This window comes from Leucobacter chromiiresistens, assembly GCF_900102345.1.
In the GTDB taxonomy this organism is placed as follows: Bacteria; Actinomycetota; Actinomycetes; order Actinomycetales; family Microbacteriaceae; genus Leucobacter; species Leucobacter chromiiresistens.
Window position 1 is genome coordinate 214,594 of sequence record NZ_FNKB01000002.1, and the last position, 21,710, is coordinate 236,303.

Annotated in this window: 18 protein-coding genes and 1 riboswitch; of the genes, 10 read left to right on the forward strand and 8 right to left on the reverse strand. The window is 71.9% G+C overall.

Annotated elements, in window-relative coordinates; genetic code table 11:
- Window positions 1–60 precede the first annotated feature (60 nt).
- From sucC to BLT44_RS14045, 6 genes are all read left to right on the forward strand, one after another.
- A complete protein-coding gene (gene sucC / locus BLT44_RS14020; protein WP_010156460.1) occupies window positions 61–1,227 on the forward strand; it encodes an ADP-forming succinate--CoA ligase subunit beta in 1,167 nt (388 codons plus the stop codon).
- 30 nt (window positions 1,228–1,257) lie between these two features.
- Complete coding sequence (gene sucD / locus BLT44_RS14025) at window positions 1,258–2,160, forward strand: succinate--CoA ligase subunit alpha (protein WP_010156461.1); 903 nt, start codon at window positions 1,258–1,260, stop codon at window positions 2,158–2,160.
- Window positions 2,161–2,326: 166 nt separating this feature from the next.
- Window positions 2,327–4,159, forward strand: coding sequence for a cell division protein PerM (locus BLT44_RS16090; RefSeq protein WP_155819056.1), 1,833 nt, complete (start codon window positions 2,327–2,329; stop codon window positions 4,157–4,159).
- Window positions 4,160–4,165: 6 nt separating this feature from the next.
- Window positions 4,166–4,274: riboswitch (TPP riboswitch) on the forward strand.
- A 41-nt stretch (window positions 4,275–4,315) separates the two neighbouring features.
- Window positions 4,316–5,359 carry a thiamine ABC transporter substrate-binding protein gene (locus BLT44_RS14035; protein ID WP_010156464.1) on the forward strand — a complete coding sequence of 348 codons (1,044 nt, stop codon included), beginning with the start codon at window positions 4,316–4,318 and terminating at the stop codon, window positions 5,357–5,359.
- Window positions 5,360–5,478: 119 nt separating this feature from the next.
- Window positions 5,479–7,059 carry an ABC transporter permease gene (locus tag BLT44_RS14040; RefSeq protein ID WP_010156465.1) on the forward strand — a complete coding sequence of 527 codons (1,581 nt, stop codon included), beginning with the start codon at window positions 5,479–5,481 and terminating at the stop codon, window positions 7,057–7,059.
- Window positions 7,059–7,670 carry a nucleoside/nucleotide kinase family protein gene (locus tag BLT44_RS14045; RefSeq protein WP_074690424.1) on the forward strand — a complete coding sequence of 204 codons (612 nt, stop codon included), beginning with the start codon at window positions 7,059–7,061 and terminating at the stop codon, window positions 7,668–7,670. Before BLT44_RS14040 ends, BLT44_RS14045 begins: the two co-directional genes overlap by 1 nt.
- On the opposite strand, the gene BLT44_RS14050 is transcribed toward BLT44_RS14045, so the two are convergent.
- The 3 genes from BLT44_RS14050 to BLT44_RS14060 are packed head-to-tail and all read right to left on the reverse strand — an operon-like array spanning window position 7,667 to window position 9,976.
- Window positions 7,667–8,485, reverse strand: coding sequence for a MetQ/NlpA family ABC transporter substrate-binding protein (locus BLT44_RS14050; protein WP_010156467.1), 819 nt, complete (start codon window positions 8,483–8,485; stop codon window positions 7,667–7,669). The two genes, BLT44_RS14045 and BLT44_RS14050, sit on opposite strands and share 4 nt — an antisense overlap.
- Before the next feature lie 55 nt (window positions 8,486–8,540).
- Window positions 8,541–9,221: a methionine ABC transporter permease gene (locus BLT44_RS14055; RefSeq protein ID WP_010156468.1), complete on the reverse strand. Its 681-nt coding sequence runs from the start codon at window positions 9,219–9,221 to the stop codon at window positions 8,541–8,543.
- Window positions 9,218–9,976, reverse strand: a complete 759-nt coding sequence (locus BLT44_RS14060) for a methionine ABC transporter ATP-binding protein (protein WP_010156469.1) — start codon at window positions 9,974–9,976, stop codon at window positions 9,218–9,220. Before BLT44_RS14060 ends, BLT44_RS14055 begins: the two co-directional genes overlap by 4 nt.
- 109 nt (window positions 9,977–10,085) lie before the next feature.
- Here BLT44_RS14060 and BLT44_RS14065 point away from each other — a divergent pair, with 109 nt between their 5' ends.
- The 4 genes from BLT44_RS14065 to BLT44_RS14080 all read left to right on the forward strand — a co-directional run bounded on the left by BLT44_RS14065 (window position 10,086) and on the right by BLT44_RS14080 (window position 13,342).
- The gene (locus tag BLT44_RS14065) at window positions 10,086–10,517 is read left to right on the forward strand and encodes an OsmC family protein (protein ID WP_010156470.1); all 432 of its coding nucleotides are present in this window, start codon (window positions 10,086–10,088) and stop codon (window positions 10,515–10,517) included.
- A 9-nt stretch (window positions 10,518–10,526) separates the two neighbouring features.
- Entirely contained in the window at window positions 10,527–11,132 is a 606-nt protein-coding gene (gene purN, locus BLT44_RS14070; protein WP_010156471.1) for a phosphoribosylglycinamide formyltransferase, read from the forward strand.
- Window positions 11,133–11,237: 105 nt separating this feature from the next.
- On the forward strand, window positions 11,238–12,896 hold the full coding sequence (purH, locus tag BLT44_RS14075; RefSeq protein WP_010156472.1) for a bifunctional phosphoribosylaminoimidazolecarboxamide formyltransferase/IMP cyclohydrolase: 1,659 nt from the start codon (window positions 11,238–11,240) through the stop codon (window positions 12,894–12,896).
- Between the two features lie 92 nt (window positions 12,897–12,988).
- On the forward strand, window positions 12,989–13,342 hold the full coding sequence (locus BLT44_RS14080; RefSeq protein WP_010156473.1) for a hypothetical protein: 354 nt from the start codon (window positions 12,989–12,991) through the stop codon (window positions 13,340–13,342).
- 305 nt (window positions 13,343–13,647) lie between these two features.
- On the opposite strand, the gene BLT44_RS14085 is transcribed toward BLT44_RS14080, so the two are convergent.
- The 5 genes from BLT44_RS14085 to BLT44_RS14105 form a co-directional block, all read right to left on the reverse strand.
- Window positions 13,648–13,992, reverse strand: coding sequence for a hypothetical protein (locus BLT44_RS14085; protein WP_010156474.1), 345 nt, complete (start codon window positions 13,990–13,992; stop codon window positions 13,648–13,650).
- Between the two features lie 30 nt (window positions 13,993–14,022).
- Window positions 14,023–14,415: a hypothetical protein gene (locus BLT44_RS15435; protein WP_143026166.1), complete on the reverse strand. Its 393-nt coding sequence runs from the start codon at window positions 14,413–14,415 to the stop codon at window positions 14,023–14,025.
- Between the two features lie 350 nt (window positions 14,416–14,765).
- Window positions 14,766–16,286, reverse strand: coding sequence for an aldehyde dehydrogenase (NADP(+)) (locus BLT44_RS14095; RefSeq protein ID WP_010156476.1), 1,521 nt, complete (start codon window positions 16,284–16,286; stop codon window positions 14,766–14,768).
- A 188-nt stretch (window positions 16,287–16,474) separates the two neighbouring features.
- The gene (putP, locus tag BLT44_RS14100) at window positions 16,475–17,977 is read right to left on the reverse strand and encodes a sodium/proline symporter PutP (RefSeq protein ID WP_010156477.1); all 1,503 of its coding nucleotides are present in this window, start codon (window positions 17,975–17,977) and stop codon (window positions 16,475–16,477) included.
- 86 nt (window positions 17,978–18,063) lie between these two features.
- On the reverse strand, window positions 18,064–21,648 hold the full coding sequence (locus BLT44_RS14105; RefSeq protein ID WP_074690426.1) for a bifunctional proline dehydrogenase/L-glutamate gamma-semialdehyde dehydrogenase: 3,585 nt from the start codon (window positions 21,646–21,648) through the stop codon (window positions 18,064–18,066).
- Between the last annotated feature and the right edge of the window lie 62 nt (window positions 21,649–21,710).

Sequence of the window (21,710 nt, forward strand, 5' to 3'; positions counted from 1 at the left end):
CTCGACATCGAGACATTTTTCTGCCTCGGATCACCCCGACTCCCAAGCAAAGGACAGTACGTGGATCTGTACGAGTACCAGGCACGAGATCTATTCGAACGATACGAGGTGCCGGTACTGGCCGGCATCGTCGCCGACACCCCCGAAGAGGTGCGCGCGGCCGCCGAGAAGCTCGGCGGCGTGGTCGTCGTGAAGGCCCAGGTCAAGACCGGCGGCCGCGGCAAGGCCGGCGGCGTGAAGGTGGCGAAGAACCCCGACGAGGCGTTCGCGGCGGCGCAGTCGATCCTCGGACTCGACATCAAGGGGCACGTCGTCGAACGCGTCATGGTGGCCGCAGGCGCCGACATCGCGCAGGAGTTCTACTTCTCCGTGCTGCTCGACCGCGCCAACCGCTCGTACCTCTCGCTGGCTTCGGTCGAGGGCGGCATGGAGATCGAGCAGCTCGCCGTCGAGAAGCCCGAGGCGCTCGCGCGCATCGCCGTCGACCCGCTCGTCGGCATCGACGCCGCGAAGGCGGAGGAGATCGCCCGCGCCGCGAAGTTCCCCGAGGAGCTCGTGGCGAAGGTGGTCCCCGTATTCCAGAAGCTCTACGAGGTGTACGTCGGCGAAGACGCGACGCTCGTCGAGGTGAACCCGCTCGTGCTCACCGGCGCCGGCGACATCATCGCCCTCGACGGCAAGGTCTCGCTCGACGAGAACGCCGACTTCCGTCAGCCGCAGCACGCCGAGCTCGCCGACAAGTCCGCCGAGGACCCGCTCGAGGCGAAGGCCAAGGAGCAGGACCTCAACTACGTGAAGCTCGACGGCGAGGTCGGCGTCATCGGCAACGGTGCGGGCCTCGTCATGTCGACGCTCGACGTGGTCGCCTACGCCGGCGAGAACCACGGCGGCGTCAAGCCCGCCAACTTCCTCGACATCGGAGGCGGCGCCTCGGCAGAGGTCATGGCGGCCGGGCTCGACGTGATCCTCGGCGATCCCCAGGTGAAGTCCGTCTTTGTCAACGTCTTCGGCGGCATCACCGCGTGCGACGCCGTCGCCAACGGCATCGTCGGGGCGCTCGAGAAGCTGGGCGACGCGGCGAACAAGCCGCTCGTGGTGCGCCTCGACGGCAACAACGTCGAAGAGGGCCGTGCGATCCTCAACGAGGCCGCGCACCCGCTCGTGACGCAGGCCGCCACCATGGACGAGGGCGCCGACAAGGCCGCCGAACTCGCGAACGCCCGCTGAGCCGAGACGAAAGACTGTAGGAGAACCACCATGTCGATCTTCCTGAACCAGGATTCCAAGGTCATCGTCCAGGGCATCACCGGCGGCGAGGGCACGAAGCACACGGCGCGCATGCTCGCCGCGGGCACGAACGTCGTCGGCGGCGTGAACGCCCGCAAGGCCGGCACGACCGTCTCGCACGTCGACGCCGACGGCAACAGCGTCGAGCTTCCCGTCTTCGCATCGGTCGCCGAGGCGATGGAGGCCACGGGCGCCGACGTCTCGGTCGCGTTCGTGCCGCCCGCCTTCACCAAGGACGCCGCGATCGAGGCCATCGATGCGCGTATCGGGCTGCTCGTCATCATCACCGAGGGCGTTCCCGTGAAGGACTCCGCCGAGCTGTGGGCGCACGCGCAGGCGACCGGCAACGAGACCCGCATCATCGGCCCGAACTGCCCCGGCATCATCACGCCGGGCGAGGCCCTCGCCGGCATCACGCCCGCGACTATCACGGGCAAGGGCCCCATCGGCCTCGTCTCGAAGTCGGGCACGCTCACCTACCAGATGATGTACGAACTGCGCGATCTCGGCTTCTCGACGGCCATCGGCATCGGCGGCGACCCCGTGATCGGCACGACGCACATCGACGCGCTCGCCGCATTCGAGGCGGACCCCGAGACGCGCGCGATCGTGATGATCGGCGAGATCGGCGGCGACGCCGAGGAGCGCGCCGCCGAGTACATCAAGGCCAACGTGACGAAGCCGGTCGTCGGCTACGTCGCCGGCTTCACGGCGCCCGAGGGCAAGACCATGGGCCACGCTGGCGCCATCGTGTCGGGCTCCGCGGGAACCGCGCAGGCGAAGAAGGAGGCCCTCGAGGCGGCGGGCGTCAAGGTCGGCAAGACGCCGACCGAGACGGCGAACCTGCTGCGCGAGGCCTTCACCGCGCTCTAGGCGCCCGGCGTCATCGGTCGGCGGGGCGGTCTCCTTCGGGAGGCCGCCCCGTCTTCGTGCTGCCCGGGAGAGGACGTTCGACGGTTCTCGGTCGCGGCGCGTGCGCGGATCGCGCGGGCGGTGCGAGCAGGGAGTTCGGAGTGCGGGTCGGAGTAAGATTCTGGCAATGAGATCCTTGGTGACTGCGGTGATCGCCGCAATCGAGGCGGTCGCCGTGGCGCTCGCCGGAATCGCCGTCGTCGCCATTCCCGCGGTGCTGATCTGGGTGATCACGTTCGGTCTCGCGGCGGAGCCCGCCGCCGTCGCCGCAGACGTAACCGGCGTGTGGCTGCTCGCGCACTTCGTTCCCCTGCACTTCTCGGTGTCGGCCGAGGCCGCGCTGAGCCTGGGGCTCGCGCCCGAAGCGCTCGACTTCACCCTGTCGCTGGCCCCGCTCGGCATCACGCTGATCTCGGTGCTGCTCGCGCTGCGCGCGGGCTGGCGCTTCGCCGGGCGCGGCGGAGTCGGTGCGATGGGCGTGATCGGCGGCATCGTCGGCTTCGGGGCGGTCGCCCTCGTCGCGTCCGTGTTCGCCGCGCCGCTCATCGAATGGACGGCGATGCAGGCGGCGCTCAGCGCGGCCTCGGTGTACGGCGTCGCTTCGGCTGCGGCGTTCCTCGTGCGGGCGGGGCGCGACGGGCACCCGTGGTGGGAGGGGAGCGTGCGCCAGGCCCTGCGCGCGATCGAGTACCTCGGGGTGCGATCGGGCGCAGCGCTGCCGAGTCGTGCGGCCGAGCTGCTCCGTCTCGCCGCGGCGGCCCTCGCGCTCGTCCTCGGTATCGCGGCGGTCGCCTTCGCCGTCGCCGTCGCGACCGGGTACGCGGATGTGACCGCGCTGGCGCAGAGCCTGCAGCTGGACCCCATCGGATCGCTGACGCTGTTCCTCGTGCAGGTCGCGCTGATGCCGATCGCGATCGTGTGGAGCGTCGCCTGGATGTCGGGCACCGGTTTCGCGATCGGGGCGGGCAGCTCGGTGACGCCGTTCGAGACGCTGCTCGGCCCGCTCCCCGCGCTGCCGATGCTGGGCGTGCTGCCCGACGGGTGGGGTGAGCGGGGAGCGTTCGCCCCGGGTGCGCTCGTCGTGGCCGCCCTCGTGCTCGGGGTGCTCTTCGCCCGCCGGCCGGCGCTGCGCCGCGCATCCTGGCCCGCCGCCCTCGTGATCACGGTGCTGGCAGCCGCACTGGTGGGGCTGTGCGTCGCCGGTGCGAGCGCCCTCGCGACCGGGTCGCTGGGGCCGGATCGCCTCGCCTCGAACGGACCGGACGCCTGGCTCACGGGCGGCGTCGTCGCGCTCGAGGTGGGCGGCGGGCTGCTGATCGGGGTGATCGCGGGCCGCTTCGACGCTGCGAAGGTTCGCGCCGCCATGCCGGACGCGATTCCCGGCATCGGAGGGGTGCGCGGTGCTCGGCCAGCTGCCGCGGAGGCCCCCGGCGCCCCGGGTGCCCCGGACGCCGACGCGGACGTGAATTTCGAGGCCGCGGTGGACGAGGCGCTCGAGCTGGGCGCTGATCGCCGGAGCGCGGCGACGCGGTGGAGCGACGCCGGGCGGCCCGACGCCTTCGAAACCGGAGCTTTCGAGACCGGCGCGGTTGACACCGAAGCCCACGATACCGACGCGTTCGACACCGACGCCTTCGAAACCGACGCGTTCGAGACCGACGCCCACGATGCCGGCGCCTTCGAGACCGACGCCCACGACACCGGCGCATTCGACACCGAATCCTTCGAGACGGAGGAGTTGGCGCGCCCCGCACGGGGCAGCGCGCGGCCCGGCACCGCCGCCGATCCGAAGCCCGGCGCGACAGCCGACGCGACGCCGGGTGCGGACGAGCTGACCGACGAGGCCGCCCTGCTGCAGGCCTATGCGTGGGACGCCGAGTCGCCGACCGCACCAGCAGACGAGGAGCCGCCGGAGACCGAGCGGCGACCCGGTTGGCGCTGGCCCGGGCGCGGGCGTTAGGGTAGGAGAGCAATCCACGGGAGTCCCGGCGCGCGGGGCTGAGAGGGAGCACGCGAGCTCCGACCGTTCACCTGATCTGGTTCATGCCAGCGGAGGAAGGACGCATCGATGATGCCTACGCTCACATCCCGACGAGTGCGACGTGCCGCACTCACCATGACTGCCGCTGCCGCCGCGCTCGGGCTCGGACTGACCGGTTGCGCGACCGGCGACGCCGACGAGACGGGCGGCGACGCGGGCACGGTGACGCTCGCCGTGCACGACTCGTTCCCGAACGAGGACTTCGCGGCCGCCGCGAGCGCCGCGACGGGCTTCGACGTGCAGGTCGTCTCCGCCGGAGACGGCGGCGAGCTGACGAACAAGCTCGTGCTCACGAAGGGTGCACCGATCGCGGACGCCTTCTTCGGCGTCGACAACATCTTCGCCTCGCGTCTGCTCGAGAACGACGTCGTGGTCGAGTACACGCCCGAGAACCTGCCGGGCGACGCGGAGCGGTTCGCGGTCGACGGCGATCCCGACTCGGGCCTCGTCGCGGTGGATCACGGAGCGACGTGCATCAACATCGACACGGCCTGGTTCGCGGATCAGCAGCTCGCCGCGCCCGCGTCGTACGACGACCTGACGAAGCCCGAGTACCGCGACCTCACCGTGCTGCTCGACCCGACCGCGTCGTCGACGGGCGCGTCGTTCCTCGTCGGCACCGTCGCCGAGTTCGGGGAGGACGGGTTCGCCGATTACTGGCAGCGCCTGATCGACAACGGGGCGCGCATCGAGCAGGGGTGGAGCGACGCCTACTACGGCCAGTTCACGCAGGGCGGGGAGGACGGGACGCGGCCGATCGTCGTCTCATACGCGTCGTCGCCGGCGTTCACGGTCGACGAGGCGGGCACTGCGTCGAGCACGGCCGCCCTGCTCGACACCTGCACGCGGCAGGTCGAGTACGCCGGGGTGCTGCAGGGCGCCGAGAACGAGGCCGGCGCCCGCGCCGTGGTCGACTACCTCGTCTCGCACGAGTTCCAGCAGACCATCCCCGACGCGATGTACATGAACCCGGTCGACGGCACGGTCGAGATGCCTGCGGCGTGGACGCAGTTCGCGCCGTCGCCTGCGGCGGGGCAGACCCACGACCTCGACTCGCGCGAGATCGAGGCGGGCCGCGAGACCTGGCTCAAGGCGCTGAGCGAGCAGATCGGGCTGTAACCATCCGCCGCATCGGCCGCGACGCCCCACGTGCCGCACTCGGCCCGTGGGGCGTCACGGCGTGGACGCTGGCCGCCGCGCTGCCGCTCGGGTTCCTCGCCCTCTTCTTCGTCTGGCCGGTGCTCTCGCTCGTCGCGACGGGCTTCACCGAGGAGGGCTCGCTCGATCTGAGCGGCCTGCCCGAGGTGTTCGGCGCCGAGCGCACGTGGCGCGTCATCGGGCAGACGTTCGCGCAGGCCGGCCTCGCGACGGTGCTCTCCCTGCTGCTCGGCGTGCCGGCGGCGTACGCGCTGTACCGTCTCGAATTCCCGGGGAGGGCGCTGCTGCAGGGGGTGCTCACCGTGCCCTTCGTGCTGCCCTCGGTGGTGGTGGGCGTCGCGTTCTCCGCGCTGCTCGGCCCGGGTGGGCCCCTCGCGTCGTGGGAGCGGGATCAGAGCTTCATCGCCGTGGTGCTCGCGCTCGCGTTCCCGAACGTCGGCGTCGTCGCACGCACGGTCGGCGGATTCTGGTCGCGTCTCGACGACACCTCGGAGCAGGCGGCGCGCGTGCTCGGCGCGTCGCGCGCGCAGGCCTGGTGCATGGTCACGCTTCCCGCGCTCGGCCCCGCAATCGCTTCGGCCGCCGCGCTGGTGTTCCTCTTCTGCTCCACGTCGTTCGGCGTCGTGCTCATTCTCGGCGGCACGGCGTTCGCGAACGTGGAGACCGAGATCTACCGGCTGACGGTGCAGTTCCTCGACCTGCGCGGTGCGGCGGTGCTGTCGATCGCCCAGTTCGCGATCGTGGCGCTGGCGCTCGTCGTGTCGTCGCGGCTGCGTCGCGCGGGGGAGCGGGCGGTGGTGCTGCGCGAGGAGCGGGGCCGCGGCGAGCGGCCGAGACGGGCCGATGCGCCGGTGCTGGTGCTGTTCGGGGCGACGGTGGTGCTGCTCCACGCGTTGCCGCTCGGAGCGCTGGTGGCGCGATCGTTCACGGGTCGCGACGGCGCATGGACGCTCGCGAATTATGCAGCGCTCGCGGATCCGCCGCCGGGCCTGCCAATCGACGGAACCGTGGTCGAGGCGATCGTCGCATCGCTGCGGATCGCCGTGGTCGCGGCGCTCATCGCCATGGCGCTCGGGATGCTGCTCGCGCTCGTGCTCTCACGTCGGCCGCGCGCGCCGATGCTGCGCCGGGGCATCGAGGCGTTCGACGGTCTGGTGATGCTGCCGCTCGGGGTGTCGGCGGTGACGCTCGGGTTCGGGCTGCTGCTCACGATGCACCGCCCGCTCGGCATCGGCTTCGACCTGCGCACCTCGACCGCGCTGATTCCAATCGCCCAGGCGCTCGTGGCGCTGCCGCTCGTGGTGCGCACACTGCTGCCGGTGCTGCGGGGCATCGCCCCGGAGCTCAGGGATGCGGCGGCGTCGCTCGGCGCCGGCCCGTTCGCGATGCTGCGCGCCATCGACCTGCCGCTCCTCGGCCGCTCCGCGGGGCTCGCGCTCGGGTTCGCCGGGGCGGCGTCGCTCGGGGAGTTCGGTGCGACCGCCTTCCTGGTGCGGCCGGGCGAGCAGACGCTGCCGGTGGCCGTCGCCGCACTGATCGGGCACCCGGCGCCGGGCAGCTACGGCGCCGGTCTCGCGGGGGCCGTGGTGCTCGGGGCTGTGACGGCGGGGATCATGCTGCTCGCCGAGCGGTGGCGCACCGACGGGGCTCGGGAGTTCTGATGCGGCTCATCGACGCCGACGTGCTCCTCATCGACGGACGCTCCGGTTCGGGCAAGACCCGCCTCGCGGAGCGCGTCGCGTCGGCGTGCGCAGCGGCGGGCAGGCCCGCGCAGGTGCTGCACGTCGAGGCGCTCTACCCGGGCTGGGACGGCCTGGCCGAGGGGTCGGAGGCGCTCGCGGGCGCCCTGCGCTCCGGCGCCTACCGCGTGTACGACTGGATCGCGGGGGAGTTCGGCGCCCGGGAGCGCATCGCGCCCCGCGCCCCGCTCGTGATCGAGGGCTGCGGCGCCATCACCGCCGCGAACCTCGCCGCGGCGCGGCACTGGGCGGCCGGCGCCGACGTCGCGGGGCGGGGCTCCGCCGATCCTCTCGTGCGCAGCGTGTGGCTGGAGGTCGATGCCGAGGTGCGCAAGCGGCGGGCGCTCGCTCGGGACGGCGACGTCTACGCGCCCCACTGGGATCGCTGGGCGGCTCAGGAGGAGGCGCTGTACGCGCGGCACCGCCCCTGGGAGCTCGCCGACCGCACCATCGCGCCGGCGCTGGGACCGGGGCCGGGGCCGGGGCCGGGGCCGGGGCCGGGGCTCGGGCCAGCGCCGCGGGAGCGGCGTTAGAACGCGACCGGAACGTCGGCCTCCTCGAGGGCGCGGCGCACCTCGTCGCTGTGGAAGGCCTCGGCGAGCGCCGCGACCTCCGGCGAATCCGCGTTGTCCTCGCGCGAGACGAGCGACACCGCGAACTGGGGATCCTGCTCGGTGGCGATCGCGTCGTCCTCGGGCGTGAGCCCGAGCTGACGGGCGAAGGTGCCGTGCAGGAAGACGGCGTCCGCCTCGGGGTAGGCGGCGGAGAGCTGCATGATGTCGACCTCGACGAACTCGAGCTTCCGCGCGTTCTCCGTGATGTCGTCGACCGTGACCGACCAGGTGTCGGCCTCGGGATCGAGCTCGATGAGCCCGGCCTGCGCCACCATCTGCAGCGCGCGCGCCGCATTCGAGGTGTCCTGCGGAATCACGATGCGCCCGCCCTCGGGCACATCGTCGAGGCTCGCGTGCGAGCTCGAGTACATGCCGACGACGGTGAGGTAGACGGGTTCGATGACGACGAGCGACGCGTCGTTGCCGGCGTTGAACTCCTCCATGAACGGGGGGTGCTGCACGAAGTTCGCATCGAGCTCGCCGTGCTGCAGCATCGAGTTGGGCTGCACGTAGTCGGCGACCTCGACGAGCTGGATCTCGTAGGGCGGCTCGATGGCTTCGGCCGCCGCTTCCACGACGTCCGTCATGGGAGTCGTGGTGGCGGCCACCTTCAGGGTGCGCGTGCCCTCCCCGTCGGCGCCGGCGGCGTTCGAGTTCGAGCCCGAGGCGCACCCGGAGAGCGCGAAGAGGGCGATGGCGGCGGTGGCGGTGGTGAGAGTCAGACGGCGATGCATGAGGTGCTTCCTGTCGGGTGCGGGTGATCTGGGGTCGGGGGATCCGGCGGCGCCGTCAGCGATGATCGATCGCGCGAGAGACGCGCGTGCCGAGGCTCTGCAGCAGCATGACGCACGCGACGATGAGTGCGATCGTGACGTACATGAGGGTGAAGTCGTACTGGTGGTAGCCGTAGCGCATCGCGAAGTCGCCGATGCCGCCGCCGCCGACGACGCCGAGCACGGTGGAGTAGGAGACGAAGCTGATGGTGGCCGATGTCAGCGCGTAGACGAGACCGGATCGCCCCTCGACGAGCAGGAAGCGGAAGACGGTCTGCACGGTGCTGGCGCCCATGGACTCCGCGGCGAGCAGGAGACCGCTCGGCAGCTCGAGCAGGATCTGCTCGGTCAGCCGCGCATAGATGGCCACCGCGACGAAGCCGAGCGGGAAGGTGGCCGCGACGGTGCCGAAGCTCGTCTCGAACACCAGCCGGGTGACGGGGATCATGAACACGACGAAGAGGAGGAACGGGAAGGAGCGCACGATGGTGACGTACGCGTTCGCCGCAGTCCAGATTCCGCGGCGCGGCATGACGCCGCCCGCGCGCGTGAGGTAGATGACGACGCCGAGCGGCGTGCCGAAGAGCACCGCGACGATGATCGAGGCGAGCACCATGTAGCCGGTCTCGCTCATGGCGCGCGCGATCTCCGCGCCGTGCTCGCCGAAGACGCGCTGCAGTTCGCTCCAGATCGTCACGATGCGAGCCTCGACCGCACATGATCGAGATAGCGTTCCTCCCGCTGCCGGGTGGTGCGGGGCACCGCCACGGTGTCGAGCAGCACCCCCCGTTCGAAGACCGCGGCGGCGTCGCAGACGGCCTGCACGGCGTCGAGCTCGTGGGTGACGAGCGCGATGGTCGTTCCGAACTCCGCGCGCGTCGCCTGCAGCAGATCGAGGATCTCCGCGGTGGTGTGCGTGTCGAGTGCGGAGGTGGGCTCGTCGCAGAGCAGCAGCTCGGGATCGGTGACCAGGGCGCGCGCGATCGCCACGCGCTGCTGCTGGCCGCCGGAGAGTTGCGCGGGGTGCCGATCCGCGAGCGCCGAGAGGCCGACGAACTCCATCATCGCAGCGACCCGCTCGGGATCGCGCCGGTGCTGCAGTCGCAGCGGAAGCGCGACATTGGCGCGCGCGGTGAGGTTGCCGACCAGGTTGAAGTGCTGGAACACCACGCCGATCCGGTGCCGCATCGTGCGCAGCTCGCGGGGTGCGAGCGATGCGAGATCGGTGCCGCCGACGAGCACCCGGCCGCTCGTCGGATGGTCGAGCCCGTTCATGAGTCGCAGCAGCGTCGACTTGCCGGCCCCGCTCTCGCCGAGCACCCCGAAGATCGATCCGCGGGGAATGTCGAGGCTGACGTCGGCGAGCGCGTCGACGGCGCCTTCGCCGATGCCGAACCGTCGCGTGACGCGGTCGAAGACGACCGCCGCGGGCGCGGCAATCGGAGCACTCATGAGACACCGCCCGAGGAGGAGAGGAACGCGGATTACTTAGACTCGGTCTAAGATAGGCGCTGGCGGGCGGCAGGGCAAGTCGCGCGCCCATTCGGGAGCGAGGAGCAGCATGATCCACCACGAAGACTCGGCGGGGAGCGCCCCCGCACTGTTCACCGCGGCCGCGAGAAACGTCGACGGAGTCGACGGCGAGAGCTGGATCGAGGGCGACGGGCTGCGCGTCACCGTCGCATCGCCGACCGGGCCCGCCCGAGCGGGGGCCACGAACCCCGAGGAACTGCTCGCGCTCTCGTGGGCGACCTGCCTCAACGCCGCAGCGCGCGTCGTGGCCGGGCCCGGCATCGAGGTCGAGGCCCGTGCCGAGATCTCCCTGCACGCGCGAGCCGCAGGAGGGTACGAGTTCTCGGGCGAGGCGCAACTGCGGTTCGTCGGCGTTCCGCCCGACGAGGCGCGCGCGCTCGCCGCAGCCGCCCACGAACGGTGCCCCGTCTCGCGCATGCTCAGCGGCCGCTCGGCCGTGCGCGTCACCGCCGTCGCGTAAACTGATGCGGTGCTGAAAATCGCGGTTCTCATCTCCGGTGGCGGCAGCAACCTCAAAGCGCTGATCGACGCCGCCGCAGACCCCGACTTTCCGGCGGAGATCGCCTGCGTCGGGTCGGACACCGACGCGCCCGGCCTCGACCACGCGAGAGCCGCGGGCATCCCGACGTTCGTCGTGCGCCCCCGAGACTCGGCGACGCGCGAGGAATGGGGAGCCGTGCTCGCCGCCGCGATCCAGGAGCACCACGTGGGCACCGGCCCCGACCGCGGACTCGTCGTGAGCGCGGGCCTCATGCGGATCCTGCCGCCCGGCTTCGTGCGCACCTTCAGCCCGCACCTCATCAACACCCACCCCGCGCTGCTCCCCGAATTTCCGGGCGCCCACGCCGTGCGCGACGCGCTCGCCGCAGGCGCCGCACGCACGGGAGTGACCGTGCACGTCATCGACGAGGGCGTCGACACCGGCCCGGTGCTGCGCCAGGCGGCCGTCGACGTGCTGCCCGGCGAAACGGAGGCCGATCTGCACGAGCGCATCAAGCAGCTCGAGCGCCCCCTGCTCGTCGAGACCGTGCGAGACATCGCGCTCGGGCGCCTCGCGCTGCCCGGCGCGGGCTGACCCGCAGCAACGACCGGCCCCCGCCTCCCACTCCGCCAGCGAACACCCCACCGGCCAGCGAACACCCCACCGGCCAGCGAACACCGACCAAAGGAGCCACGCCGCATGGCAGTCCAGAGCCACGACCCCAGCCTCTACGAGCACCGCGACATCGTTCCCGTGCGACGCGCACTCATCTCGGTCAGCGACAAGACCCGCCTCCTCGACCTCGCCGCGGCACTCGCCGAGCACGGCGTCGAGATCGTCTCCACCGGATCGACCGCCGCCACGATCCGCGAGGCCGGCCACGACGTGACCGATGTCGCCGACGTCACCGGGTTCGCCGAGGCCCTCGACGGGCGCGTCAAGACGCTGCACCCGGCCGTGCACTCCGGCCTGCTCGCCGACCTGCGCCTCGCCGACCACCGGGCGCAGCTCGACGCCCTCGGCTTCGCCCCCTTCGAACTAATCGTCGTGAACCTCTACCCGTTCGAGGAGACGGTCGCCTCGGGCAAGCCCGCCGCCGACGTCATCGAGAACGTCGACATCGGGGGCCCGGCGATGGTGCGCGCGAGCGCGAAGAACCACGCCAACGCGGCGATCGTCGTCTCGCCGGCGCGCTACGACGAAGTGATCGCAGCCGTGCGATCCGGAGGCACGACGCTCGCCCAGCGCCGCTCGCTCGCCACCGAGGCCTTCGTGCACACGGCGCAGTACGACGCCGCCGTGGCGAACTGGTTCCTCGAGCAGGAGGACGCCCAGTGGAGCGACGCCCCCGCCGCCGAGGCGGAGGCCGCCGAAGCCTCGATCGACAGCATCTTCGAGACCGGCGAGGGATACGTCGGCTACGAAGTCTTCGGGCTCCGCGAATCGGTGCTGCGATACGGCGAGAACAGCCACCAGCGAGCCGCCCTCTTCACCGAGAACGAGGGCTCCGGCATCGCGCAGGCCACCCAGCTGCACGGCAAGGAGATGTCGTACAACAACTACGTCGACGCCGACGCCGCGCTGCGGGCCGCGTTCGACCACGAGCGCCCCGCCGTCGCCATCATCAAGCACGCCAACCCGTGCGGCATCGCGGTCGCCCCCGACGACGCCGCCGACCCCATCGCGGCTGCGCACGAGCTCGCGCACGCCTGCGACCCCGTCTCCGCATTCGGCGGGGTGATCGCGGCGAACCGCACGGTCACCCGCGCGATGGCCGAGACCGTCTCCGAGATCTTCACCGAGGTGATCGTGGCGCCCGGCTTCGAACCCGACGCGCTCGCCGTGCTCACGCAGAAGAAGAACGTGCGCCTGCTCGTGCTGCCGGCCGACTACACGCCCAACCCGGTCGAGCTGCGGCAGGTCTCCGGCGGCTTCCTGCTGCAGGACTCCGATCGCACGTTCGCGAGCGCATCCGACTGGACGCTCGCGACCGGCGAGCCCGCAGACGCCGAGACGCTCGCCGACCTCGAATTCGCCTGGCGCGCGAGCCGCGCGGTGAAGTCGAACGCCATTCTGCTCGCGAACCGCGGCGCCTCCGTGGGCGTCGGCATGGGGCAGGTCAACCGCGTCGACTCGTGCCGTCTGGCAGTGGAGCGGGCGGGGGATCGCGCACGCGGATCCGTCGCCGCCTCCGACGCGTTCTTCCCGTTCGCAGACGGCCTGCAGGTGCTGCTCGACGCCGGCGTGCGCGCAGTGGTGCAGCCCGGCGGCTCCGTGCGCGACCCCGAGGTCGTCGAGGCCGCCCGGGCCGCGGGCGTCACCATGTACTTCACGGGGGAGCGCCACTTCTTCCATTGATCGCCTGACCTGCGATTTTCTCGCGCATTCATCTGGTGTGAGCAAGCCTCGCCTTCGTTGCGAGAGCTTGCTCGCGCCGGGAGAATCGAGGTGTGGAAATCGTCAAGGGAATTCTCATCGTCCTGCACCTGATCGGATTCGGCGCGGTGTTCGGCAGCACGCTCGCCCAGCTGTCGGCGGTGAAGGAGGCGCGCGCCCGCATCACCCCGGGCATCATGCACGGAGCCTGGCTGCTGCTCGCCACCGGCCTGCTGCTCGTCGGCATGGTTTACGCGACCGGCGGCCAGCCGAACAACGCGAAGATCGGCGTCAAGCTCGTCGTGCTGATCGTGCTCATCGCGATCGTGCTCGTCGGCCGCAAGAAGCAGCCGGTGCCGGGCGGAATGCTCGGCGCGATCGCCGGTCTGTCGGTCGTGAACGTCGCGCTGGCGGTGCTCTGGCACTGACCCCGATGCGTGCAGACCCCCCGGGAGGCTCGGCCTCTCGGGGGGTCTTGCTGTACGCGGGGCGACCCGGCGGCGTCGCGCCGGCGTCGACCGTCGCGCCGGTGTCGGCGTCGCGCCGGTGTCGGTGTCGCGCCGGTGTCGGCGTCGACCGTCGTGCAGGAGATCCGGCTTCGTGCAGGGCGATCGCGGCGATATCGGCCGTCTGACGCCGGATGTCCTGTGCGACGAACGAGGACAGGCGTGCGCGCCAGGGCGCGGGGCCGGGCGGCGCGGGGCTGGGCGGCGCGGGGCCGGGCGGCGCTCTCTCAGTAGTCGATGTCGACGCCCATCGAGGCGACGAACTGCTCGAGCTCGCCGCTCTCCTCCGCGTAGCTGCCGCCCCCGCACGCGGTGAAGGCGGTCAGTGCGAAGTCGCCCGCGCGGTACACCGAGACGAGGCCCTCGAACTCCGGCTCCTTCGGCGCCGTGACTCGAAGGCTGGAGAAGACGAGCAGCGACGACCCGAGCCCGCCGTTGACATCTCCGGTGAGCATCAAAGATTCCGCGGGCTCCACCTCGGCCTCGACATCGAGCAGTGCCGAGACGTACTCCCGGGCCATGTCCTCCGCGATCGTCTCCGCGGTCGGCGTCTCCTCCGTGCCGACGCCCATCGGCTGCTGCAGCTGGACGATGCACGGGGACTACGCCTCGATCGTGGTCACCCCGGGAGCGCTCTCCGCGTCCACGTACTTCCATCCCGTCGGCAGCGCATCCGGAATGCGCCAGACGACATCGATCGGCTCCGTGCCGCCCAGCATCTTGCCCAGCAGATCGAGTTCGGCGTCGGTCGGAGCGCCGCCGATCCCGCCCTCCGACCCGCCGGAACCGCCGGAATCGCCGAAACCGCCGGAACCGCCGAAACCGTCCAAGTCACCTGAGCCTCCACCCAAGCCGCCGTCGCTCCCGCCCTCGGCCGGTGCCGTGCCGCGCAGGCCGGCTGCTCCCAGCGGCGCGAGCGGGAGCAGACCGCAGCCGCTCGCGGCGAGCAGGACGACCATGGCCGCGACGCCGCGGAGCATTCGTGTCGATGACATGCTCCGACGGTAATCGGTCGCGGCGCGGGGGCCCGCTCGCGGCAGGGGCGCCTCGGGGAGTGGCACTGCACGATCCGGACGCGGAGATGCTGAATGCACCGCGGGCGAGTACCCAAAGCGCGTCGCGGCGGGAGCTTCTCGCGCCGACGACTACTGATTCCGGCCCATTCGGATACTGCATGGAGCGAGTGCGAAATGCAGTAGTGCGATTCGCGCCGATCGGCGTGGCGCGGTGTGGTGCGGCGCGGGTCGGCTTGTACGGGTCGACCGGTCCCGGGCCCCGACGCACTCAGGGCCCGGGCGCCCGACGCCCGGGGTCGGTCCCACGGGCCGCGGGTGGTGCTGGTCGGTCAGTGCCAGCGGTGGCCCCAGGTGCGGGATTGGCCGGCGGGGGCGATGTGCTGGGGGATGCCGAGGGGGTTGGTGTCTTGGAGTGCTTCGGGGAGGAGTGCTTGGGGTGCGTTCTGGTAGGCGACGGGGCGTTGGAAGCGGGTGATGGCTGCGGTGCCGACGGAGGTGGAGGAGTCGTTGGTGGTCGCGGGCCAGGGGCCGCCGTGCTGTTGGGCGGGGGTGACGGCGACGCCGGTGGACCAGCCGTTGAACAGGACGCGGCCGACTTGGTTGGCGAGGGCGGCGATGAGGGCGCGCAGTTGGGGGGCGTTGTCGGTTTCTCCGGTGGCTTCGGCTGCGCTGAGGTGGAGGGTGCCGGAGAGGTTGCCCTCGTAGAACTCGGGCATGAGTGCTGCGAGGTCGGTGTGCTCGGGGACCTCGACGAGGATGGAGAGCGGGCCGAATGATTCTTCGAGGAGGGTGTCGCGTCCGGTTCGGAAGTCGTCGAGGCTGATGGTGATGATGGTGGGGGTGGCCCAGCCCTGTCCGTCGTCGTCGAAGCGGATGCCGCCGGGGATCAGCGGGTTCGCTCCGGTGGTGCTCAGTACGGCGGTGCGGCGTTCGTCGTAGGATTTCGCGATGCGGGGGTCGAGGAGGCGGTGCTCGGGGACGTCGGTCGCGTTGCGGGTGATGGCTTGGGGGAGTGGGCTGTCTGCGGGGATGAAGGCGAAGCCGGGTTTGGTGCAGAGCTGGCCGGCGGAGCCTGCGACGCTGGCGAGGTAGCCGGTGGCGATCTCGTCGGCGCGTTCGGTGATGGCGTCGGCGGTGATGAAGACGGGGTTGACGCTGCCGAGTTCTCCGTAGAACGGGATGGGGGCGGGGCGGTTCGCGGCGATGTCGGCGAGGAGGCGGCCGACGCGGATGGAGCCGGTGAAGGAGCCGGCTTTGATGCGGGGGTCTTTCAGGATCTGCACTCCGGCTTCGCGGCCGTGGATGAGTTGGAAGGTGCCTTCGGGCATGCCTGTTTCGGTGAGTGCGTGTGCGGCGACTTCTGCGGTGGCGTCGGAGAGGTCTGGGTGGCTGGAGTGGGCTTTGACGATGAGGGGGCAGCCGGCTGCGAGGATCGCTGCGGAGTCGCCGCCCATGACGGAGAACGCGAAGGGGAAGTTGGAGGCGGAGAAGTTGATGACGGGGCCGAGGGGGAGGTGGGTGCGGCGGATGTCGGGGCGGGGGCCGAGGGCGAAGTCGGGGTCGGCGTGGTCGATGCGGGCGTCGAGGTAGCCGCCGTCGACGATGGTGTCGGCGAAGAGGCGGAGTTGGAGGGCGGTGCGGGTGATCTCGCCGGTGAGGCGGGGGCGGGTGAGGCCGGTTTCGCGGAGGGCGATGTCGACGAGGTCGGGTGCGGCGGTTTCGAGGGCGTCGGCGATGGCGACGAGTGCGCGGGCGCGGTGTGCTGCGGTGGTGGTGGCGAGCAGGGGTGCGGCGGTGGTGGCTCGGGCGATGACGGCCTCGAGATCAGCGGGAAGCGCTTCGTGGGACATGCGACGATCCTTACGTGGCGGTGGGTCTGCGGTGACGGGTCTGCCGCTCATTCTGCCAGCAGGCATGCGGTGCGGGCGGTGCGCCTTCGCACAGTGTCGATGATCCGCACGGTGCGAAGGCGCGCCTCCCGTCTGCCGCCTCCCGTCTGCCACCTCCGGTCGGCCGCCTCCCGTCGAGCTCTGAGCGCCTAGCGCCGATCCGCCCGGTCGCGACCCGGCAGCACGAGTTCCATCGTCTCCGAGAACTCGCGCTCGATATCGGCGTCGGGGCGCTGCGTCGCGAGGCTCACGAGCACCGCGGCGGCCAGCGCGACGACGAAGCCTGGGAGCAGCTCGTAGAGCCCGGTTCCCAGGGCCTTCCAGACGAACACGGTCACCGATCCCGCGACCATGCCGGCGAGCGCGCCCCAGTTCGTGAGCCGGCGCCAGTAGAGGCTGAGCAGCACGATCGGCCCGAACGCGGCGCCGAACCCGGCCCACGCGAAGCTGACGAGCCCGAGCACCGAGTCATTGGGGCTGATCGCCAGCAGGGCCGCGAGCAGCGCGACCACGAGCACGCCGCCGCGCCCGAGCAGCACGAGGGCGCGATCGCTCGGAGGCGTCTTGCGTGCGAGGCGGTAGAGATCCTCGACCAGCGCGGAGGAGCACACGATGAGCTGGCTCGACAGGGTGCTCATGATCGCCGCGAGCACCGCGGCGAGCACGAATCCGGCGACGAGCGGGTGCAGCAGCACCTGCGACATCAGCAGCACGACGGTCTCGGGGTCGGCCGGGGCGCCCCCGAACTTCTCGAAGTACGCCGCGCCGACCAGGCCCGAGGCGACGGCGCCGAGCAGCGACAGGAACTGCCAGCTCGTGCCGATGCGGCGGGCCGACGCGGCCTCCTGCGGCGTGCGCAGTGCCATGAACCGCACGATGATGTGGGGCTGCCCGAAGTATCCGAGCCCCCAGGCGAGCCCCGACACGACGACGAGCACGACCGCTCCCGTCGACAGCGTGCCGTCGCCGAAGAGCGACAGCTGGCCCGCCGAGGCGCCCGAGCCGGTCGCCTCGCCCCAGCCGCCGATCGTGATGATGGCGACGACGGGCACCACGATGAGCGCCACCACCATCATGAGCCCCTGCACGACGTCGGTGAGTGAGGCGCCGAGGAAGCCACCGAAGAGGGTGTAGGCCAGCGTGACGACCGTGACGAGGAGCATGCCGATCCAGTAGTCGCCGCCGAACGTCGACTCGAAGTACTTGCCGCCCGCCACCATGCCCGACGAGGCGTACAGGGTGAAGAAGACGAGGATGATGACGCTCGAGATGGTGCGCAGCAGGCGGGTGCGGTCGCGCGTGCGGTTCTCGAAGAAGCTCGGGATCGTGATGGAGTTGCGCGACACCTCGGAGTAGGCGCGCAGTCGCGGCGCGACGAGCCGCCAGTTGAGGTACGAGCCGATGAGCAGGCCGACGGCGATCCACCACTCGATGAGCCCCGACGCGTAGATCGCACCGGGCAGGCCCATGATGAGCCAGCCCGACATGTCGGAGGCGCCGGCGGAGAGCGCCGCGACCCAGGGCGGCAGCCCCCGACCGGCGAGCATGTAGCCCTCGTGGCTGCTCGTGCGCCGGAAGGCGAGCCAGCCGATGAAGAGCATGACCGCGAAGTAGATCGCGAGGGCGAGGTAGAGGTAGAACTGGGCGGACATCGTCGTCGCCTTTCTGTGATGGGCGCGCGGCTCGGGGCCGCGCGGGGGAGGCGCTGCGGGCGCGAGGGCCCGCAGCGCCTGCGAGCTTAGAGGATTCCCTCGCTGAACCGACTCGGCGTTCCGAACCGGTGGGCCGTGATCGACACCGCCTGCTCGCGCAGGTGCGGCAGCATCTCGACCCGTCCGGCGGCGACCACCGGGCCGCCGTAGACCGCGATGTCGGGCTTGCCGCCGGCGGCGCGCGCGACCTCGCGGGCGACGGCCTCGCGCGACGGCCCGGCCACGATGCGCACCCGCGCGCCGGAGTTCGGTCCGCGCTGCTCGGCGAGCGCGGCGACGCGGGCGGCCCAGGCGGCGTCGTCCTCGTACGCGATCTCCACGCCGGCGCGCTCGAACGCCGCGGCGATCGGGGCGGGCAGCGCGATCGGGGTGCTCAGCCGCGGGTGCGCCCCGGCCCCCACGCCGGCGGCGACGGCGCGCAGCACATCGGCCGGCGCCGCGTCGGCGGCCGCGCGGATCACGGCGTGCATCGGCAGGTACCGCAGCACGTTGCGCTCGACGCCGATCCCCGAGACGTCCCGTCGGGCGCCGAACTCCTGCTCCCACGCGTCCGCATCCGAGCCGAGCGCCGCACGCAGCCGTGCGAGCTCGGCGCCTCCCATGCCCGACTGCTCGGCGGCGGTCAGCAGAGGCGCGGCGGCGGGCAGCGGGGCACGGAGCGCCGCGGTCGTCTCGGCGTCGACCCAGTCGCCGAGGCCGAAGAGGTAGCTCGGGCCGCCCGCCTTCGTCCCGGCGCCGATGGCCGACTTCTTCCAACCGCCGAACGGCTGCCGCCGCACGATGGCGCCGGTGATGCCGCGGTTGACGTACAGATTGCCGGCCTCGACGCGATCGAGCCAGCGGGCGAGCTCGGCCCGGTCGAGCGAGTGCAGGCCGCTGGTGAGCCCGTACTCGATGTCGTTGACCATGTCGATGGCCTCGTCGAGCGTCTCCGCCGTCATGACGCCCAGGATCGGGCCGAAGTACTCGGTCAGGTGGTACTCGCTGCCCCGCTGCACGCCCGCGCGCACGCCCGGGGTCCAGAGCTTTGGGTCGCCGGTGCGGTCGACGGCCAGCGGGTGCTCGGTCTCGACCGGCGCCGGCTCGACCTCCCAGTGCTGCCCGGGTTCGAGTTGCGTGAGCCCGCGCAGCAGCTTGCCCGAGGGGGCGGCGATCAGCGGCCCCATCTGACTCGTCAGATCGTCGGGGGTGCCGACGCGCAGCGAGCGCACGGCGTCGAGCAGCTGCCCGCGGAAGCGCCGGGAGCGGGCGACGGAGCCCACGAGCACGACGAGCGACGCCGCCGAGCACTTCTGCCCGGCGTGCCCGAACGCCGACTGGGCCACGTCGCGCGCCGCGAGGTCGAGATCGGCGTTCGGGGTGACGATGATCGCGTTCTTGCCGCTCGTCTCCGCCAGAATCGGCAGATCCTCGCGCAGACCGCGGAAGGTCTCGGCGGTTTCGTACGCGCCCGTGAGGATCAGCCGGTCGATGCGCGGGTCGGCGACGAGCCCCGATGCGAGTGCGCGATCCTCGAACTGCACGAGTTGCAGCACGTCGGCCGGCACTCCGGCCTCCCACAGGGCTTCGACCATCACCGCGCCCGACCGAGCGGACTGCGCGGCGGGCTTGATGATGACGCTCGATCCGGCAGCGAGGGCCGCGAGCGTGCCGCCCGCCGGGATGGCGACCGGGAAGTTCCAGGGCGGGATCACGGCGGTCAGCCGCTGCGGCACGAAGCGCGCCCCGTCGACGTGCTCGAGCTCCTGGCCGAGCGCCGCATAGTAGTGGGCGAAGTCGATCGCCTCCGAGACCTCGGGGTCGCCCTGGTCGAGCGTCTTGCCGCACTCGGAGCCCATGACCTCGAGCAGGTCGGCGCGGCGGGCCTCGAGCGCCTCGCCCGCCCGGTGCAGGATGCGGGCGCGCTCGTCGGCGCCGAGCGCCTGCCAGCCCTCGGCGGCGGCCCGCCCGCGCTCGATCGCGCGGTCGAGCGCCGCGGCGTCGGCGATCCGCGCCCCGGCGACGGCCGCGGCGCCCAGCTCCGACTGCACCATGCGCTCCGCGATCGCGCGCCCCCACGCCCGGTTGCCGGGCAGATCGGGGTCCGTGTCGGGGGTGTTGCTGAAGCCGGCGGCCCCGCCCTCCACGCGCTCCTCCACCCGGGAGGCGACCTCGGGGCGGGCGAGATGCGCCGCGACCGAGTCGCTCGACCCGGCCCGGCGATCCTGCACGCGATTCGGCTCGGGCACCCGGTAGTGCTCGGGGTCGCCGTCGGCGGTGATCGACTCGAGGTCGGCGAGGGACGCGAGGAAGCGCTCGCGCTCGCGCTCGAAGAGCTCGGCGTGGTCGTGCAGCTCGAACGCGGCCGACATGAAGTTCTCCGTGCTCGCCCCCTCTTCGAGGCGGCGGATGAGGTAGGCGATGGCCACGTCGAACTCCTCGGGGTGCACGACCGGCACGTAGAGCAGCAGGTGCCCCACCTCGCGCCGCACGGCCTCGGCCTGACCCGCCGCCATGCCGAGCAGCATCTCGAACTCGATGCCCTCCGCCGCTCCGCGCCGCTGCGCGAGCAGCCACGCGAGGGCGACGTCGAAGAGGTTGTGGCCGGCGACGCCGATCCGCACGTTGCGCACCCGCTCGGGATGCAGCGCGTAGTCGAGCACGGCCTTGTAGCCGGTGTCGGAGGCCTGCTTGGTGGGCCACGTCCCCGACGGCCAGCCGTGCACAGCCGCGTCGACGAGCTCCATCGGCAGGTTCGCGCCCTTGACGACGCGCACCTTGATGGGGGCGCCGCCGCGGGCGACCCGCTGCGCCGCCCACTCCTGGAGCCGGATCATGGCGCCCAGCGCATCGGGGAGGTACGCCTGCAGCACGATCCCGGCCTCCAGCCCGGTGAACTCCGGGCGGTCGAGGAGGCGCATGAAGACCGCCAGCGTGAGGTCGAGGTCCTTGTACTCCTCCATGTCGAGGTTGATGAACTTCTGCGGAGACGCGTCGGCGGCGCGCGCGAAGAGGGGGAGGAGCTGCTGCTCGATGTGCGCGACCGCCTCGTCGAACGCCCAGTGGTTGTGCGGGGCGACGGTCGCGGAGACCTTGATGGAGACGTAGTCGATGTCGTCGCGGGCGAGGAGGCGGTGGGTGCCCTCCAGGCGCCGCTCGGCATCGGACCGCCCGAGGATCGCCTCGCCCAGCAGGTTCATGTTGAGCCGCACGCCGTCGCGGGCGATCTTCGCGATCGCCGGCCCCAGCCTGGCGTCGCTGGCGTCGATGATGAGGTGGCTGACGAGCTGCCGCAGCACGCGCCGCGCGATCGGTACGACGACCCCCGGCATGGGCCGCGCCAGCGCCCCGCCGAGGCCGATCGCCCCGCGCATCGGCACGGGGAGGAACGCCGGCGTCTTCGGCACGAGTTCGTGCAACCGCTGCGCGGCAACCGCGAGATCCTCGGGGCGCACGACCCCGTCGACGAAGCCCACGGTGAAGTCGAGCCCGTTCGGGTCGCTGAGCACGCCGGCGAGGCGCGCCGCCGAGGCATCGGCCGGGAGGGACGCGGCCTCGGCGAGCCAGCGCCGCACGAGCGCGACGGCGTCGTCTGCGAGGTCTTGCGGGCGGATTTCGTGGGCGGTGCTCATGCGGGCCTTTCGGAACGGCGGGGCGGGGCGCATCGGTGCGGGCCCTCGTGCGTTCAGTCTGA